Origin of the sequence: Moheibacter stercoris (genome assembly GCF_040545805.1) — a bacterium.
GTDB classification, from domain to species: domain Bacteria; phylum Bacteroidota; class Bacteroidia; order Flavobacteriales; family Weeksellaceae; genus Moheibacter; species Moheibacter stercoris.
Window position 1 is genome coordinate 58,578 of the sequence record NZ_JBEPMO010000009.1, and the last position, 17,162, is coordinate 75,739.

Genomic DNA, 17,162 nt, shown 5'->3' on the forward strand with positions numbered 1-17,162 from the left:
TTCTATATGAAATCTTTCATGACCATGTTCCTTCTAGGAATTTTTAGCATCTCTTTTTCTCAAGTGAAATTGGAAGTAGGAGAATTTAACAAATTGGAAACCTTTGATAAATTAAATGTGAAATTGGTTCAATCCGATTCTCAATACATTGAAGTGACAGGACCCAAAGCTGAAAATGTGGAATTTGTCAATAAAAACAAAGTGTTAAAAGTTCGCATGAACACCAAAGAATTTTTACAAGGTGAAACCACACAAGTTATCGTATATTATAAAGATTTACAATCCATTTCAGCCAATGAAGGATCCTTCGTAACTTCTGACGAAACGATTGACAGAAATGATTTTTTGATCAATGCAAAAGAAGGTTCTTTTGTTGCGTTGGATTTAGAAGTTGAAAATCTTGAAATCAAAACCCATACAGGAGCCAATATTGAAGTATCTGGAAATGCAGAAAATCAATCTGTTGTTTCCAATTCAGGTGGAAAATACAACGGTGAAACTTTGATTACTTCAACTACAGAGGTAACAGTAAATGCAGGTGGTGAAGCAAAAGTTTACGCATTGAATCAAGTTGAAGCCAAAACCAGAGCTGGGGGCAACATTCATATTTATGGTGGAGCAAAAGTTTCTCAAAAAACCATTGTAGGAGGTTCTGTCCATATTCATTAATTTTACCTTCTTAATAATCTAAATCCTTAACTATGCAAAGACGCGATTTCCTAAAAAAAACAGCCCTAATGGGTGGACTTTGGGTGGTAAACCCAAGCATCTCATTGGATTTTCTCCAAGATTTTCCCCAAGATGAATTGATAGGCAAAGGAAAACCAGCCCTTTTTGGTGAGGATTTTAAATTACGCGAAGAAGCCAGATTGAATTTCAATCTGATGAAAAAAGCAGCCAAGGAAAAAGGATTCAACATTCACGTCGTTTCGAGTTATCGTTCTTATTCTCATCAAAATGGAATTTGGGAAAGAAAATATACCAATTTCCGTAATCAAGGATTTTCGCATGAAAAAACAATTCAAAAAATCATTGAGTACAGTACAATTCCAGGAACTTCGAGACACCACTGGGGAACCGATTTGGACATCATCGATAGTACCAAAGGAATTCCCGCCAATCCATTGAGTGAATCACACTTCAACAAAGGAGGACGTATGCACAATTTCAAGCTGTGGTTGGATGAAAATTCAGAAAAATATGGTTTCTATTTGGTCTATACCAATGCACCTGGAAGAAAAGGATTTGCGTATGAACCTTGGCATTTTTCCTACAAACCACTTTCATTAAAAATGTTAGAATCCTACAAAAAAATGGATTTGAAAAAAATGCTACAAACCAACAAATTAATGGGTAGTGAACACTTCACTAATGAATTTATTTCGAAATACATACAAGAAAATATTTTGGACATCAACCCAAGTTTGTTGCCCTAATTCCTTAACGTTATTTTAACCTTTACACGATAATCAAAACTGATTACAATTCGTAATTTTATCAAAATTTCTTATCCATGACATTAATTCAATTAGAGTATGTTTTAGCTGTAGCTGAATTTAAGAATTTTACTTTGGCTGCAGATAAATGTTTTGTGACACAACCCACGCTAAGTATGCAAATTCAAAAATTGGAAAAAGAATTGGAAATTGAAATTTTCGATCGCAGTTCTCATCCAATAAAGTTGACAAAAATTGGTGAAAAAGTTGTGGATCAAGCCAAAATCATTTTGAAAGAATCCTACAAAATGAGTCAATTGGTGAGTGAAGAAAGAGGCATGATTGAAGGTGATTTTAGCATTGGGGTGATTCCAACCATTCTACCTACTTTGGTTCCCATGTTTTATCGCTCATTTCAAAAGGCTCACCCCAAAACCAATTTGATTATCAAAGAGATGCAAACAGAAGAAATAATGTTGCATCTTCAACAAGGAAACTTGGATTTCGGAATTGTTGTTACTCCTTTATTTGAAGATCAAATCGTCGAAAAAGTTCTGTATTATGAACCGATGGTCGGTTATATTCCTGCTTCCCATAAATTGCATTCAAAAAAATTAATCGAACGAGAAGATTTAGACATTGAAGATATTTTACTTTTAAAAGAAGGTCATTGTTTCCGAAACAATGTTTTAAATTTCTGTGATCCTAAAAAATTGAAAGACATTCCAATACAATTAGATAGTGGAAATTTAGATACTTTGGTAAAATTAGCCAATGAAGGATATGGCATGACTTTTTTACCAGCTTTGCAAGCAGAAGATCTACCAAAAGAATTCCAAAAAAATGTTCGATTTTTCAAAGATCCTGTTCCCACAAGGGAAGTCAGTTTGGTTTATCATCAATCAAATCTGAGAAAATCCTTTGAAAATAGTTTGGTGAAAATCATTCAAAGTGTACTTCGCGGAAAAATATTTTTGGATAAAAATGAAAATGTTTCTTCGCCACTTTTAAGTCTGCCTAAATAAAAAAGGGGATTTTTCCTGTATGAAAATAAGGAAATACACTTTGTTTGTTCAAGTAGAAGAATCTAATTTTGGCTTATAGAAAGTTTGTATTGGTAACTTTTTAAGATAGGGAAAATGACTAATAATCAACTTATGTTCTCTTAACGAAACTATTTATTTATGAATTTTACACTCTCACTAAAGGATCCTCTCTCATTCCTAAACTAAAACAAAACTCATACTAAAATAGAGAACAACTACCACGTTTCCCCCAATCGTTTTTATTTTAATAAAGACTCCTTCCTATCGGGGTCTTTTTTTTGCGATTAGATTTTGCGACTAGCATCTTGCAATACAAAATCCAACAAAGTCATAGCAGCTAAAGCTTCTACGATTGGCACTGCACGCGGAACAACACAAGGATCATGTCTACCTTTACCATGCATTTTCACCATTTCACCTTCAGAATTTATCGTTTCTTGCTCTTTCATCAAAGTTGCAACGGGTTTAAATGCCACACGGAAATAAATGTCCATCCCATTGGAAATTCCTCCTTGAATACCGCCCGATAAATTTGTCTTTGTCGTTCCATCTTGATTGAACAAATCATTATGTTCCGAACCTTTCATTCGAGCGCCACAAAATCCACTTCCGTATTCAAAACCTTTTACCGCATTGATTGATAGCATGGCCTGTCCCAATCTTGCATGAAGCTTATCAAAAATAGGTTCGCCCAAACCAATGGGCACATTTTGAATAACACAAGTTACTGTACCTCCAATAGTGTCGCCTTGCTTTCGGATTTCTTGAATACGTTCAATCATTTTCTCGGCTGTTTCAGCATCGGGACAACGAACGATATTGGAATCTGTTTGGGAAAAATCAAGTGCCTGATAGGGTTTTTCTAAAAATAAATCTCCAACTGAGGAAACGTAGGCATTGATTTTAATGTTTGGAATAATTTGTTTGGCTATTGCTCCTGCAACTACCCAATTGGCTGTTTCGCGTGCAGAAGTCCTTCCTCCTCCTCGCACATCACGAATTCCATATTTTTTGGAATAGGTAAAATCGGCATGAGAAGGTCGATAAACCTCTTCAATATGTTCATAATCTTTGGAGCGTTGGTTTTCATTCGGAATCAGAAATCCAATGGATGTTCCAGTTGTTTTTCCGTCTAAAATCCCTGATAGAAACTTTACCGTGTCGGATTCTTTTCGTTGGGTAACAATTTTGGATTGCCCTGGTTTTCTACGATCGAGTTCATCTTGAATTTGTTCAAAATCCAATTCGATTCCAGAAGGAACTCCGTCAATAATTCCGCCGATCGCTTCTCCGTGACTTTCCCCAAAGGTTGTCAATCTATAAAGTTTTCCTATTGTATTCAATGCAAGTGATTATCCAACAAAATTACTCAAAACAATTCAACTTATCGGTCAAACTAATGGATAGAATCTATAGAGATTATGTAATTTTGCGAAACGATGATGAAGTATTTAGACGAATTGAACGAACCACAGCGTGAAGCTGTTATTACCACAGAAGGGCCATTGATGGTCATTGCAGGAGCTGGATCTGGTAAAACACGTGTTCTTACCTATCGAATTGCTCATTTGATTAACAAGGGAGTCGATCCTTTCAATATTTTGGCGTTGACCTTTACCAATAAGGCAGCACGCGAAATGAAAGAAAGGATTTCAAAGGTTGTGGGTGATCAAGAAGCCAAAAATCTTTGGATGGGTACTTTTCACTCTATTTTTGCTCGAATTCTACGAGTGGAAGCTCCTCTTTTGGGCTATCCTTCTGATTTCACGATTTACGATACACAAGATGCGCAAAGTGTCATGAAAAAGGTGATTGAGGAAATGAACCTAGACAAAGACATCTACAAAGTCAAACAAGTTCTCGGTAGAATTTCCCAATTCAAAAATAATTTGATTACCGTCAGAGCCTATCAAAACACGCCAGAATTAATTGAAGCAGATGCCGCAGCCATGCGTCCTAGAATGGGAGAATTGTATCGTGCGTATGTAGAGAAATGCTTCAAATCGGGTGCGATGGATTTTGACGATTTATTGCTTCGAACCAACGAAGTTTTGACACGCTTTCCAGAAGTTTTGCACAAATACCAAGAACGTTTCAAATACATTTTGGTCGATGAGTATCAGGATACGAATCATTCCCAATATCTGATTGTAAAAGCTTTGGCTTCTCGCTATGAGAATTTATGTGTGGTGGGAGATGATGCGCAAAGTATCTATGCGTTTCGTGGAGCAAACATCCGAAATATATTATCATTCCAACAAGACTATCCCGATGCCAAAGCCATTTCGTTGGAACAAAATTACCGTTCAACCAAAACAATTGTAGGCGCTGCCAATGTGATTATTTCGCATAACAAAGAACAATTGGACAAGACGGTTTGGACAGCAAACGAACAAGGAACTACCATTCCCGTTTATCGTGCCTTAACCGATGCAGATGAAGCGCGCTACGTGGCTTCCCAAATTTTTGAATTGCAAATGAATGAGCAATTGAAAAACAGTGAAATCGCCATTTTGTATCGAACCAATGCTCAATCACGTGCCATTGAGGAAGCTTTACGAAAAAGAGGAATTCCCTATCGAGTGTATGGCGGAATGTCTTTCTATCAACGAAAAGAGATCAAAGATTTCATCGCCTATTTACGCTTGTTGATCAATCAAAACGATGAAGAAGCTTTATTGAGAGTAATTAATTATCCGGCGAGAGGAATTGGTCAAACTACTTTGAACAAATTGGTAGTAGCTTCCAATCAGATGGACAAAAGTATATTCAATCTATTGGAAGAAATTCCACAATATGCTGGTAAATTAGGAATCAACGGACCTACATCCGCCAAATTATATGATTTCATCATGATGATCAAAAGTTTCCAGGTGATGCTTCAGAATCATGATGTGTATGAAGTTTCCATGCATGTTGCCAAAACAACTGGATTGATTAAAGTTTTAAAAGAAGACGATACGCCAGAAGGAATTTCAAGATTGGAAAACCTGCAGGAGATTTTGAATAGTATCCAAGGATATGTAGACGAACAAAAACAATTGGATGAAGGCGATCCTTCTCTTTCTGGATTTTTGGAAAATGTGGCACTTTCGACCGATGCCGACAATGAAGATGATGATGGAGACAAAGTTTCCATGATGACCGTTCACTTGGCAAAAGGATTGGAATTCCCTGCGGTTTTCATTGTAGGTATGGAGGAAAATTTATTTCCTTCCATGATGAATTTGAATACCCGACAAGAATTGGAAGAAGAGAGAAGGTTGTTTTACGTAGCGCTTACACGTGCGGAAAAATTTGCTCAATTGACGTATTCGGTTTCCCGATTCCGTTGGGGAAAAATTGTGGATAGTGAACCAAGCCGATTCTTGGAAGAAATCGACGACAAATATTTGGATTGGAAAAATCTAAACGTCGGAATGCCATTGAATCGAAGTGGTTTGGATGCGAATTTGTTTGATGATTTTTCACAAGTCCCAAGATTTGAACCCAAGAAAAAAGTGGAAAAGAAAACATTGTCTCGTCCAGAACCTGTCAAACCAAAACCTGGATTGAAACCGATTGGGGAAGCAAAAATTACCAATCAAAATAATGGCGAACATGTGAATTTAGTTGCTGGTAAAACAGTCGTTCATGATCGTTTTGGGAAAGGAAAAGTTGTCGGTTTAGAAGGAGATCCAAACAACATCAAAGCGATTATTCAGTTTGAAACCGCTGGAGAAAAGAAATTATTATTGAATTTCGCCAAGTTGCGTGTGTTGGATTAAAATCAACTTAACTAGTTAATAATTAAGAAGTTTTCATTATATTCGTGTAAATAAATTAACACATAATTATGAAAAAACTTTTATTATTGGCTTTAACAGCAACCGGATTTGCTGTAAGCGCACAAATTGGAAATTATGCAATAGGTGAAACTGTTGATGATTTTACGGGAACAGACACCAAAGGTGTAGAACACACTTTATATTGAGCAACTTCAGAGGGAAAATATGTTTTTTTAGATTTCTTCTTCACAACCTGCCCTCCATGTCAAGCAACACAGAAATACTTCAATGAATTATATGACAAATACGGTTGCAACGATGGAGATATTTATACCTTATCTATTACAGGATATCCAGGTGATACGGATGTAAAGGTAGATAATTTCGAAGCTACTTATGGTGGACCAACTGCTCATTCACCAGCGATTAGTATTGAGGGTAACGGTGTGGCGATTACGAGTCAATTTGCGCCAGCTGCATATCCTACCTATATTTTGATTGGTCCAGACAACAAATTAATCAAAAACGATATTTGGCCAATTTCCAATGTTACCACATTTGAAAATGCTTTACCTAACGGAGCTGATCCAGAGCCAATGGAATGTGCAGCTATGGGAGCAACAGATTTGAATGCAAATCAAATTAGTGTTTATCCAACGGTTTCCAATGGTAACTTTACAATTGCTTTTGGAAAAAACACCGATAGCAATATTGGAATTTTTGATATGGCAGGAAAGCAAGTTTATTCGAATTCTTACAAAGGAAAACAAACCGTTTCGGTTGATGTGAAATTAGCTTCAGGAATTTATTTCTTACGAGTAAATACAGCTGATAATAAATCATCCATGAAAAAGATTATCATTAAATAAAACAAATCAATTCAAGAATAAGAAAGCACATTTCAAGGATGTGCTTTTTCTTTATCTATACATTTCCAATTTGGAGTTTAATATTCTTTATTAGTAGAACAGATTTAATTTCAACCAAAAAAAAATCCGAAGAATTTCTTCTTCGGATTTATATTGATAAGCTTTTACATCTTATTTTACGACCATTTTAATAGAATGAGTTTTTCCTGATTGACCTTTGAAAGAAACCCAGTAAACACCAGCAGCAAATCCAGATAAGTCTAACTTATGTGTTCCTGCGTTGAAAGATGTTGTTTTTACGGTTTTCCCTAATGCATTCACAACTTGAACTTGAGCGTCCTCTGATAAATTTACATTGGTAAAACCTTTTGCAACCGTTGGGTAAACCTCAGCTATTGCTTTTGTGTTTAAATCAGACACACCCATTTGACCAGCGTAAACATAGGTAATAAAGAAGTTCGTATTTGGAACATCAGCTCCAGAAACTTCTTTTTGAGTGAATCGAACTTTATAAGAAGATCCAACAGCAGGATCTAGATTGATGATATAGTCAAAATTTCCCCAACTTGTTCCAGCATTTAATTGTCCTCCATTATTACTTGGATAATATCCTCCAACTACTAATGGGAAAAAGCAATTTCCTGCTGGCCCACCGATACAAAATTGACCCATTTCTCCATCAGTATTAATGATTTCAACGATTTCACCAGCTAATCTGATGTCTTCCGTACTATCATTATGAGCTACTAAAAATAATTTTGCATCTTCTCTTGGATCATCAAAGGTTCCATGAACATTAAAAGAGTGAACTGAATTGTTTTCATATTCTACTCCATTTTTATCTGTGATACGATACACCTGCTCTTGGGCAAAAGTCTGAGTAAATGTTCCTATTAATAAAGCCCCAGTTAAAATAAAATTTTTCATATTGTTAAAATTTAAGTATTAAGTAGCTTGACGAATCAAGCTACTTTTGTGTTGTTATTTATTTGATAATTACCTTTCTTGTTGTTGTATTTTTACCCTCTTGGATTTTCACAACAAAGACACCTTTTCCTTTTCCGGTTAAATTCACAGTATTCAAACCGGATTGTCCTTCTACTGATTGAATTAATTTTCCAGTAACATCAAAAACCTGAATGTTTGCTTTTTTGTCTAATTCAATATTGATAATTCCGGTAGATGGATTTGGATACAATTTCACCGCATTCAAAGATTGATCAGCTAATCCCATTGTTCCGTCTGTTGAGAATTGAGCGTTGGCATACGAAGTATAAGAGTTTCCTAAAATATTAAAAATGGTTTGTCCATTGTGATCTTTTAGAGTTGCTCTTCCTCCACCATCACCCCATTCATCTACTAAATGGAATGTATAACAGTCAATATTTTCTAAATTGAAGTCAATATAGGTTGATTGATTGTTTGGATAACTAGCTCCTTCTTTTACAGTTTCCCCAGCTGAATTGGTGATATACCAAGAAGTTTCTGAACCGTAAGCATCAGTTCTAATCTCCAATCTCAAAGTTGAAGAAGATTCTGGAGCTTTGTTGAATTGAACAGACGCTGTATTGTTGTCATTATTTTCATCTGAAGGAACAGAGAATGTAATGGTATTTACTTGATCAACAAATGCAATTTCTGGTAATTGAACATCGGCAAACTGCCATCCTCCCATATTTCCAGTCCAAGTATAGGTTTGGCTTTCACCTCCGTTGATTGAATATTGGATATTCACAGAAGTTTGAACATTGTTTCCGTTGTTTTTGATTTTAATTTTCGGAGCTACAGTTCCATCACATGTAGGTGCAATTGCATAGGCTTCCAAAATTTCAACGTCGTTGTTAATTGGTAAATTGGTATAAGCTGGATAAGCTCCATTACCGCTAATGATTTCCTGATTTCCTTCAGCAACAAATGCTACCAATTCCAATTCACCCAAAACTACAGGTACATTGTTATGCATTTCTGGAATTTGATAAGTATAAGACCTAGAAACAAAAGTTCCTTGAGTAGTAGTTGTGATTTCATCACCCCATTGACCCGTAATCATATGAATCAAACGATGCATATGGTTGTAATTGTTCCCTTGACCTCCACCTGATTGCGGACCTTTGGTATTGTTTTGCAACAAGGCAACATTCAATTTATTGGTACTAACAGGGCTGTTTCCCGTATAATAAACTTCAACCGTTACGGTCATTTCGCGCGTTTCGTAATTTACGGAAGATTGAACCGCAGCGTTGACATAGGAATTCTGAGCCAAAATTATATCAGATGCAGCTGCCCATTTATCTCTACCCATGGCTGTTGTTCCTGCTGCAGACATTTCCATTCCTGGAAATACATGTCGATTTACAGTTGCAGATGGATATCCAAAACCTGAACCCGAATAAGACTGGTTCACAATTCCATTTCCAAAAGGAGTTCGAAAATCGGGTGCATTTCCTTGTGGATTGGCAAATCCACCTTGGTGTACATTGATAACAAATACGTTTCCAGGATTGGAGGTTTGAATTTCATTTGCTATAGCGTGTCCAGAAGGACAATATTGACAATAAATTCCAGTAAATTCCTCTAAAATAATCTTTTTATTTTCAGGATTGGTGTTCACAAAAGTTTGCCCGTAAGCAGCTAATGGTAATGCGGATACCATTAGAATTCTAGTAAAAGTTGTTCTCATTTCTTGTGTTATGTGTGTTAAATGTTGTAAAATAAGCCTAACTAGCTTACCTCAAATGTATTAAAAAGTTTTCACTAATGAAAGTGTAAATCCCGTATTTTCTGGCACATATCGACATACACCTCCAACACAGATTAAACCTCCTCTCTGACGACCATAGTTTACAGCTACACGAGTCGATTCTTTTGCATAGCTTCCACCAACCATAAAGTAATGATGTCTAGCGTCTTTGTCATCATTTCCGTAGTTATAGCTATCACCTAAATAAAAATTCCAACGTTGGTTTAAGTTGTACTCAACCAAAGCCGCACCCCAGTTTTTCTTGTCGCGTTTTGTTTGCAAATGTTGCAATTCAAATCGAACTGAATTGTTTTGGTTGAATTTGTACAAGAAATCCCCAACTACAACATTGGCGATGATATGGCTATAATTTCCTCCCTCAACAATAGCTTTGTCATAATATTGGTGCATATAGGTGATGATCGATGAGAATTTTTCTGTCCATCTTTTGGTTACTTCGAAATTTACATCGTGGAAGAATTTACGTCCAAAATCGAAAAATTCTGTTTCATAGTTGAATCCAGATTCATCAAATTCTGCGTTCAATCCATTCCAATACGATCCGTTCACTCCTAATTTAGTTCCGTACTTCCCTCCTAACAAAGTTCCTTTTGGGAAATTGTAGTAAATATCTACTTGTCCACCAATTTCACCCACTTCTTTAAAATTAGGATTAAAATTTGGTTGTGCTTGATACACATAAATATTGGTCAATAAATAGTCATGTTGTCTTGTCAAGGCAGGTAAAAAATTAATGTTTCCTTCATTGAATGGATTTTCTGCAATTTCTGACAAACTTCTTTGGGCAAACATTCCCATATTTTCCATACGACGGAACGTAGTATTGATCCCAAATCCTTTGGTTGAATATCCTAAATTGAACAACAAAGCATTTCCATCGTAATATCTTTCAGATGGCATTCCACTTGTGTACCATGCGTTCTCACCTTTGTGAACATACTCAATATTGGTATAAATCCCTGAATTCCCAGAATACCCTAAACGTGCAGAATAATTGCTTACGTTTACTGGAAAGTTATCTACTCCTCCGGTGTACTCTTCATGTTGTCCCACATAACTAAATCCAGCCGTAATTGAATTACTGAAATTATCTTTGTTGAACAAACGTAAAATATTGGTTTCAATATCAATTCCACCAATCATACCTTTGGTTGTCTCAAAACCAACTCTCGGCTTTCCAACCAAACCTTTGATGGTTGTGAAATCATTGGGTGTATAAGCTACGCGAACCCCACGAATGGAATTATTGATACCAATTTGGCGATCTTCCCAACTTCTCAGAATCATACCACTACCAAATTGCTCATAGAAATTACCCGCAGTAATGTCTAATTGCTCTCCTTTGTAGTTGACATAATAGCTGGCAATTTTATTGTCGTTGAATTTATCGGAATATCCCAATAAAGCAGTAGGCAAGTACGCTTCATACTGGATTCCAGCAGAGAATTTGCCATGGTTATAATCTAAATTAATATAGTTGTTGGAACGAAATGGGTCATTGGGTTGTTCAAATCCTATATCCTCATCATCTTGATACCATTGCGAAGTTGACTCAATCCCTCCAGAAAAGGTTCCACCCAAAACATCAATTTGAGCCATAACATTTGACGAAGCAAACGCTACAACCAAAAGAACGTAAATTTTTTTCATGTGTTAATATTAAAATTGTGTGTTAAAGTAAGCAATAAAAAAGAAAGCAAAAAATGAATTGATTTTTTGCCTTCCGAGTTTTGTAACCTTCGATTAATTCGAAAATTCTTTTATTTTTTCGTACAAATTCAATTCGGCGCCAGGTTGGTAACCCAAATGTCTGTACATAATGTTTCCATCTTTAATAATTACCGTAAAAGGAGGCGTTGAAAAGTTCAATTGTCTTTTCAATTCATTGTTGGTATCCAATAAAATTTCGAAATCCCAACCTTTTCCATTTACTAAGGGTTGAACTCTTCCTACTGATTTCGAATCATCAATCGAAACTGCATAAAAGGCAAATTCTGTTTCCCCTCTCCAATCTTCAATTAAATCGTTGATGGCGTTTAATTCTTGCATACAAGGTCCACACCAAGTAGCCCAAAATGCTAAAACGACAGGTTTTCCTTCTGTAGAAAGTGATTTAATGTTCACTTTATTACCTTTTAGGTCTGGGAGTGTTAAATCAGGAAAAGCAGATTCTTGGGCAAATGAAGTAGAAAAAAGTAGTAAGAATGCAAAAATTGACATGATTTTTTTTGACATAATTTTTTTTATTTGTGTGTTAATAAGGCTAAATTAGCAAAAATATAATTACACACATATGAAAAAATTTATTAATCTATCAAAGGTATTTTCCTTTTTGCTATTTTCTTTTGCGTTTTTGATAAGCTGTGGTACTGAGGAAGATCCGGCTAGTCAAACTATCCAAGTTAATTTGAGTGAAACATCTGTATCAATTGGTACCCCAATTAGCTTTACCGCTTCTTCTTCTTTAGCGGGAGATATCACTACACAGGCTACATTTTTTGTCAACGATACCCAAATTGAAGGAAATACATTTACGCCAACTGCCGTAAATCCATCCAATCAAGTGTATGCTGTTTACGAAGGGATCCAAAGTCCAAGTTTAACGTTTGCTTCGATTGAGGAAATTCCAAGTGAATACACCCAAAAGGTTTTGGTTGAAGACTATACAGGAACATGGTGTGTTTACTGTCCGAGAATGGCTTCAATCCTAGAGTATTTATCAGATTATAGTGAGAATATAATTCCTGTAGGTATTCACGCTCCTGGTGCACCAACGGACCCTTGGGCTTACGAATATGCTTTGGATATGATGGTGAAATATTCTGCACAGGGTGCTCCTAAAGGTAAATTCAATAGAATCCATGTGGTTAATCAATATGAAGATACTTCATTATGTCCATTTGACCCAGAACTATACAAACCTCAAGCTGATCCATTTTTGAATCAAACAGCAAAATTAGGTTTGGCAATCAACTCCAATTTAAGTGGTTCTAATTTAACCATTGATGTAAAAGTTGGATTTGCTGTTGATGCACTTGAAGAAGCTCGTTTAGTGGTCTATTTAATTGAAGACGGATTAACCTATAATCAGCACAATGGATTTTCAGGTTCTGGCTTAACTTGTGATCCAAATTATAATTATTCCGCAATGCCTCATCCAATTCCTAATTTCCCACAAAAACATGTCTTATTAAAATCCTATACAGATGTTTACGGAGATGTGATTCCACAAAGTGCTATTGCGAACGGTGCAATTTGGTCAAGACAATTGAATGTTCAATTGCCAAGTAACGTTACCAATGCTCAAAATTTATCGATTGTAGCGTTTGTGTTAGGGGAAGGATCAACCATCCAAACTCGTCCTGTAATCAATGTACAATCTGCGAAAATCAATACCAATCAACCATTTGATTAAACAAATTTAAACGTTCAATATAATTTTAATGCCCGATTCTTCGGGCATTTTTTATGCAATTAAATGGCAATAATTGACTTTACTTTTTCGTTGATATAATAAATTTCCTTTGAAAAATATCGCACGAATAGTCTTCTATTTTTTCATCTTTCTTTTTCAAGGAAACACTACACATGCCCAAGATCCATATATCTTCAACCATGATCGTTATAGTGGAATCAGTACAGTAGGAATATCTCCCACACAATCTTATTTTAACCCCAATCGATGGGATTTCCATTTGTTCTCTAATGGAATTTTTGTTCAAAATCGATATGGTTATATTTCCAAATCGAGTTTATTTGGTTTGACCAAAGGTGAGATTAGGGAATCGGATATCGAACAAAACATTACGGGAGAAAACACCAAAAAGGTTTGGGATTATTTCAATTTTGATGAAACAGGCTATCATTTTAGCAACGAATTGATGGGACCTTCTTTTTCTTATAATTTTGAAATTGGAGATCGATTTTTTACAGCAGGTTTTTTCACCAAACTCCGAACCCAAAGTTCCATCATTGAAGTAGATAATTATTTGCAATTCACCAATCAGGAAATAGACGAACCCATTTTGTATAATCTTGATCCGTTCAAAGCCAATTTTATGAATTGGACCGAATTGGGATTTAATTTCGCAACTCGTATTTTCCCTTACGCACCTCAACAATGGATCATTGGTGCTAATTTTAAATACTTAATGGGAAATGATGCTTTTTATGTGAACAATCGTCAACCTGCACTATTAAGAAGAGAACAACATGAAATTTTAGACCCAACCAATCCAGGTCAAACGCGAAAAGTTTTATTTGCTTCGGATTTTGATGTGGAAGTTGGGTATGCTACCGGATATAATTTCGAAAAAGAAGCCTATGAATACCAGACAATGGGTACTGGATTTGGTGCTGATGTTGGAATTTCCATGGTGAATTACAACGGAAATGATGAAGATTATGATTTTAAATTAAGTGCGAATATTTTGGATATTGGATCTGTAAAATTTGATGGATTTGTTCATGAATTTATCGGAAATAATTTTCAGTACACACATAATCCAGCTTTGGAAGACATCGATTTCGAAAGCGTTGAACAATATGCGCAAATCATTAGTCAAGAAATTTATGGCGATGAAAATCGTTCGTTGATTTCCAATGATTTTACGATTGGCTTACCGACAAGCCTTCATGTAAATGCCAGTAAAAACATAGCAGAAAACACCTATATCAATGCAGACATCATTCAGCGAACGCCTGTTTTTCAAAATAGTTTAAAAAGAAGCAACATTCTGCATCTGTCTTATTTGTTCAACACACACAAATGGGCTTATGGAGGAGCTTTGTCATTGGTTGAGTACAAATATTTACGTGCAGGAGCTTTTCTGCGATATGGTCCATTGGTGATTGGAAGTGAAAATTTCTTACCGATTTTCATTCCGCATCAAAAATTAAAAGGAGCCGATTTTTATATTGGTTTGAAGATTTATCCATTCCGAAATCGGGATATGGAAAGAAGAAGTCGAAAACCTTGTAAATGTTAAGAATAATGTTCTTTGACAAATTCAAAGACATTCTGTAACGCCAATCTAGCAACTTGCGCAATAAAATCTTCGCGTTCCAAATATGGAAAAAAATAGGATTTGGTTTGAACAATTTCTTGATTTCCAAATGCAACCCAAACCGTTCCCACTTCTTTTCCATCTTCCCCTTTGGCAGGTCCTGCAACTCCAGTAGTGGAAACGGAAAGTTCCGTTTTGAGTAAATTTCTAACACCTTCTGCCATTTCTTTGGCAACTTCTTCGCTTACGACGGTATGCGTTTCAATCGTCTTTTCTGAAACATTCAAAACATTCTTTTTGACTTCAGTTGCATAGCTAACCACAGATCCATAAAAATATTCGGAACTACCTGAAACCGAAGTTAGCATACTAGCTATTTCTCCGCCCGTACAACTTTCGGCAGTAGAAATGGTCAATTTTAATTCGCGAAGCAAATCACCCAAAATAACCGCAATCGAATCTTTTGTCGTACTATCCAAACGCTCACCCAAAAGTGGAATCAACTTTTGAACTTCTTGTTCTAATTGCGCTTTAATTTGTTCTTTGTTTTCACCCTTTCCCGTCAAACGTAATTTGACTTTGCTTCTTTCAGGTAAATAAGCCACCGAAATATTATTGGGCAAATGATCTTCCCAATCGTTAAGGGTTATCGCCAGTTCACTTTCTGGAAAGTGTGAGACCGATAAAAATCGATGAATGACAAAGGGAAGCGAAAATTTCTGTTGAAGGCGCGGAATGACTTCCGTTTTCAACAAATTTTTCATTTCAAAAGGAACGCCTTGAAGATTGATGATCAATTTCCCATCAAATTCCGTCCAGATTCCAGGAGCCGTTCCCAAAGGGTTAGGCAAAGCAATGGATCCTTTTGGGAGCAAAGCTTGATTTCGATTTAACTCATTTAATGGTCGATTGAGCTTTTGGTAACGTTCTTCCAAAAAATTCAAAACAGCTTCATCCATGACCAATTCGGTCTGTAGAAATTCACATAACGCATGTTTGGTTTTGTCATCTTTGGTCGGACCTAATCCGCCTGTCGTAATGATGATATCGGATTCTTTGGAAATTCGCTCAAAGGTTTCGACGATGGTTTGAAAATCATCTTTAATTGAAAGAATTTCGTCTACTTCTAACCCAATTTTATTGAGGTGTTGTGCAATATATGCCGAATTGGTATCGACAATTTGACCAATTAAAATTTCATCTCCAATAGTAATCAACCGAACTTTCATGCATCAGGAGTTTGAGGTTTCAAGTTTAAGGTTTAAAGTTATGTATTTCAAATAGTAAATGGAAATAATAAAAACCTTTCAACCTAGAAATCATGAAAGAAATTTCATTTAATGAATATGTTTCTCAGCATGATATGAAGAACGAACCAATGGTCCACTTTCCACATGACGAAAACCTAAACTTCTTGCAAAATCTTCGTATTCTTTGAATTGTTCTGGCGTGATGAAACTTCTTACGGGCAAATGCTTTTTCGTCGGTTGCAAATACTGACCGATCGTGATAATATCCACTTTGGCATCGGCAATATCTTGAATGGTTTCAAAAACCTCTTCATGGGTTTCTCCCAATCCTAGCATCAATCCAGTTTTGGTACGAGGTTGTCCTTGATCTTTCAAATAACGTAAAACTTCAAGGCTACGTTCGTATTTCGCTTGGATGCGCACTTCACGTGTCAAACGTTTTACCGTTTCCATATTATGCGAAATTACTTCGGGAGCCGCTTCCAATATACGATCGAGCATCTTGGTATTTCCTTGAAAGTCGGGAATTAAAGTTTCCATGGTAGTACCAGGACTAATTCTTCGAACGGCACCAATGGTTTCGGCCCAAATGATGGAACCCATGTCTTTTAAATCATCACGGTCAACAGATGTTAAAACCGCGTGTTTGATTTTCATCAATTTGATGGAACGAGCGACTTTCTCTGGTTCTTCCCAATCGACTTGGTCAGGACGACCTGTTTTCACGCCACAGAATCCACAAGAACGCGTACAAATATTCCCCAAAATCATGAAGGTAGCAGTTCCTTCACCCCAACATTCGCCCATATTGGGACAGCTTCCACTTTGACAAATGGTGTTGAGTTTGTATTTATCGACCAATCCACGAAGTTCACGGTGCTTTTGACCTGTAGGTAATTTCACACGTAACCATTGTGGTTTCTGTACTCTTCCGTCTTCTTTAATAACTGGCTCCATAGAAGCGTCAAATTTACGAATTTATTTTAGGAATGATTGCTTTTTGAGAACTGACCAAAACAATCTATAA

At 36.1% G+C, this 17,162-nt stretch carries 15 protein-coding genes; 8 read left to right on the plus strand and 7 right to left on the minus strand.

Translation table 11 applies throughout. The annotated features are described in order from the left end of the window. The first annotated feature begins 6 nt into the window (after nucleotides 1-6). The 3 genes from ABID46_RS08710 to ABID46_RS08720 all read left to right on the plus strand — a co-directional run bounded on the left by ABID46_RS08710 (nucleotide 7) and on the right by ABID46_RS08720 (nucleotide 2,461). Nucleotides 7-669, plus strand: coding sequence for a head GIN domain-containing protein (locus ABID46_RS08710; RefSeq protein ID WP_354509124.1), 663 nt, complete (start codon nucleotides 7-9; stop codon nucleotides 667-669). 32 nt (nucleotides 670-701) lie between these two features. Further along, nucleotides 702-1,436 (plus strand): M15 family metallopeptidase, encoded by a 735-nt coding sequence (locus tag ABID46_RS08715; RefSeq protein WP_354509126.1) that lies wholly within the window; start codon nucleotides 702-704, stop codon nucleotides 1,434-1,436. A gap of 77 nt (nucleotides 1,437-1,513) precedes the next feature. Then, a complete protein-coding gene (locus ABID46_RS08720) occupies nucleotides 1,514-2,461 on the plus strand; it encodes a LysR substrate-binding domain-containing protein (protein WP_354509128.1) in 948 nt (315 codons plus the stop codon). 305 nt (nucleotides 2,462-2,766) lie between these two features. Here the strand turns inward: ABID46_RS08720 and aroC are convergent, their stop codons facing one another. Further along, the gene (gene aroC / locus ABID46_RS08725) at nucleotides 2,767-3,825 is read right to left on the minus strand and encodes a chorismate synthase (protein ID WP_354509130.1); all 1,059 of its coding nucleotides are present in this window, start codon (nucleotides 3,823-3,825) and stop codon (nucleotides 2,767-2,769) included. Nucleotides 3,826-3,921: 96 nt separating this feature from the next. Here aroC and ABID46_RS08730 point away from each other — a divergent pair, with 96 nt between their 5' ends. The 3 genes from ABID46_RS08730 to ABID46_RS08740 all read left to right on the plus strand — a co-directional run bounded on the left by ABID46_RS08730 (nucleotide 3,922) and on the right by ABID46_RS08740 (nucleotide 7,118). Next, the gene (locus ABID46_RS08730; protein WP_354509132.1) at nucleotides 3,922-6,249 is read left to right on the plus strand and encodes an ATP-dependent helicase; all 2,328 of its coding nucleotides are present in this window, start codon (nucleotides 3,922-3,924) and stop codon (nucleotides 6,247-6,249) included. Nucleotides 6,250-6,317: 68 nt separating this feature from the next. Next, complete coding sequence (locus tag ABID46_RS08735) at nucleotides 6,318-6,455, plus strand: hypothetical protein (protein ID WP_354509135.1); 138 nt, start codon at nucleotides 6,318-6,320, stop codon at nucleotides 6,453-6,455. A 240-nt stretch (nucleotides 6,456-6,695) separates the two neighbouring features. Further along, nucleotides 6,696-7,118 carry a T9SS type A sorting domain-containing protein gene (locus ABID46_RS08740; RefSeq protein WP_354509137.1) on the plus strand — a complete coding sequence of 141 codons (423 nt, stop codon included), beginning with the start codon at nucleotides 6,696-6,698 and terminating at the stop codon, nucleotides 7,116-7,118. A 171-nt stretch (nucleotides 7,119-7,289) separates the two neighbouring features. Here the strand turns inward: ABID46_RS08740 and ABID46_RS08745 are convergent, their stop codons facing one another. The 4 genes from ABID46_RS08745 to ABID46_RS08760 form a co-directional block, all read right to left on the minus strand. Then, on the minus strand, nucleotides 7,290-8,045 hold the full coding sequence (locus ABID46_RS08745; protein ID WP_354509140.1) for a T9SS type A sorting domain-containing protein: 756 nt from the start codon (nucleotides 8,043-8,045) through the stop codon (nucleotides 7,290-7,292). A gap of 58 nt (nucleotides 8,046-8,103) precedes the next feature. Beyond that, the gene (locus tag ABID46_RS08750) at nucleotides 8,104-9,771 is read right to left on the minus strand and encodes a T9SS type A sorting domain-containing protein (protein WP_354509142.1); all 1,668 of its coding nucleotides are present in this window, start codon (nucleotides 9,769-9,771) and stop codon (nucleotides 8,104-8,106) included. Nucleotides 9,772-9,858: 87 nt separating this feature from the next. Then, nucleotides 9,859-11,529 carry a DUF6029 family protein gene (locus ABID46_RS08755; protein WP_354509144.1) on the minus strand — a complete coding sequence of 557 codons (1,671 nt, stop codon included), beginning with the start codon at nucleotides 11,527-11,529 and terminating at the stop codon, nucleotides 9,859-9,861. Between the two features lie 93 nt (nucleotides 11,530-11,622). Beyond that, complete coding sequence (locus ABID46_RS08760) at nucleotides 11,623-12,114, minus strand: TlpA family protein disulfide reductase (protein WP_354509146.1); 492 nt, start codon at nucleotides 12,112-12,114, stop codon at nucleotides 11,623-11,625. Between the two features lie 58 nt (nucleotides 12,115-12,172). Between ABID46_RS08760 and ABID46_RS08765 the strand changes: the two genes are divergently transcribed. Further along, nucleotides 12,173-13,294: an Omp28-related outer membrane protein gene (locus tag ABID46_RS08765; protein WP_354509149.1), complete on the plus strand. Its 1,122-nt coding sequence runs from the start codon at nucleotides 12,173-12,175 to the stop codon at nucleotides 13,292-13,294. 109 nt (nucleotides 13,295-13,403) lie between these two features. After that, nucleotides 13,404-14,867: a hypothetical protein gene (locus ABID46_RS08770; protein ID WP_354509152.1), complete on the plus strand. Its 1,464-nt coding sequence runs from the start codon at nucleotides 13,404-13,406 to the stop codon at nucleotides 14,865-14,867. Here ABID46_RS08770 and ABID46_RS08775 read toward each other — a convergent pair. Together ABID46_RS08775 and lipA are read right to left on the minus strand one after the other, a co-directional pair. Next, on the minus strand, nucleotides 14,864-16,114 hold the full coding sequence (locus ABID46_RS08775) for a CinA family nicotinamide mononucleotide deamidase-related protein (protein ID WP_354509154.1): 1,251 nt from the start codon (nucleotides 16,112-16,114) through the stop codon (nucleotides 14,864-14,866). The genes ABID46_RS08770 and ABID46_RS08775 overlap by 4 nt on opposite strands. 108 nt (nucleotides 16,115-16,222) lie before the next feature. Further along, a complete protein-coding gene (gene lipA / locus ABID46_RS08780) occupies nucleotides 16,223-17,092 on the minus strand; it encodes a lipoyl synthase (protein WP_354509156.1) in 870 nt (289 codons plus the stop codon). Nucleotides 17,093-17,162: the final 70 nt, after the last annotated feature.

Excerpts from the sequence above, each read along its gene's own strand:
- ABID46_RS08710 (WP_354509124.1), top strand. The coding sequence starts at position 7 with ATGAAATCTTTCATGACCATGTTCCTTCTAGGAATTTTTAGCATCTCT.
- ABID46_RS08715 (WP_354509126.1), top strand. The coding sequence starts at position 702 with ATGCAAAGACGCGATTTCCTAAAAAAAACAGCCCTAATGGGTGGACTT.
- ABID46_RS08720 (WP_354509128.1), top strand. The coding sequence starts at position 1,514 with ATGACATTAATTCAATTAGAGTATGTTTTAGCTGTAGCTGAATTTAAG.
- ABID46_RS08730 (WP_354509132.1), top strand. The coding sequence starts at position 3,922 with ATGATGAAGTATTTAGACGAATTGAACGAACCACAGCGTGAAGCTGTT.
- ABID46_RS08735 (WP_354509135.1), top strand. The coding sequence starts at position 6,318 with ATGAAAAAACTTTTATTATTGGCTTTAACAGCAACCGGATTTGCTGTA.
- ABID46_RS08745 (WP_354509140.1), bottom strand. The coding sequence starts at position 8,045 with ATGAAAAATTTTATTTTAACTGGGGCTTTATTAATAGGAACATTTACT.
- ABID46_RS08750 (WP_354509142.1), bottom strand. The coding sequence starts at position 9,771 with ATGGTATCCGCATTACCATTAGCTGCTTACGGGCAAACTTTTGTGAAC.
- ABID46_RS08755 (WP_354509144.1), bottom strand. The coding sequence starts at position 11,529 with ATGAAAAAAATTTACGTTCTTTTGGTTGTAGCGTTTGCTTCGTCAAAT.
- ABID46_RS08760 (WP_354509146.1), bottom strand. The coding sequence starts at position 12,114 with ATGTCAAAAAAAATCATGTCAATTTTTGCATTCTTACTACTTTTTTCT.
- ABID46_RS08765 (WP_354509149.1), top strand. The coding sequence starts at position 12,173 with ATGAAAAAATTTATTAATCTATCAAAGGTATTTTCCTTTTTGCTATTT.
- ABID46_RS08775 (WP_354509154.1), bottom strand. The coding sequence starts at position 16,114 with ATGAAAGTTCGGTTGATTACTATTGGAGATGAAATTTTAATTGGTCAA.
- lipA (WP_354509156.1), bottom strand. The coding sequence starts at position 17,092 with ATGGAGCCAGTTATTAAAGAAGACGGAAGAGTACAGAAACCACAATGG.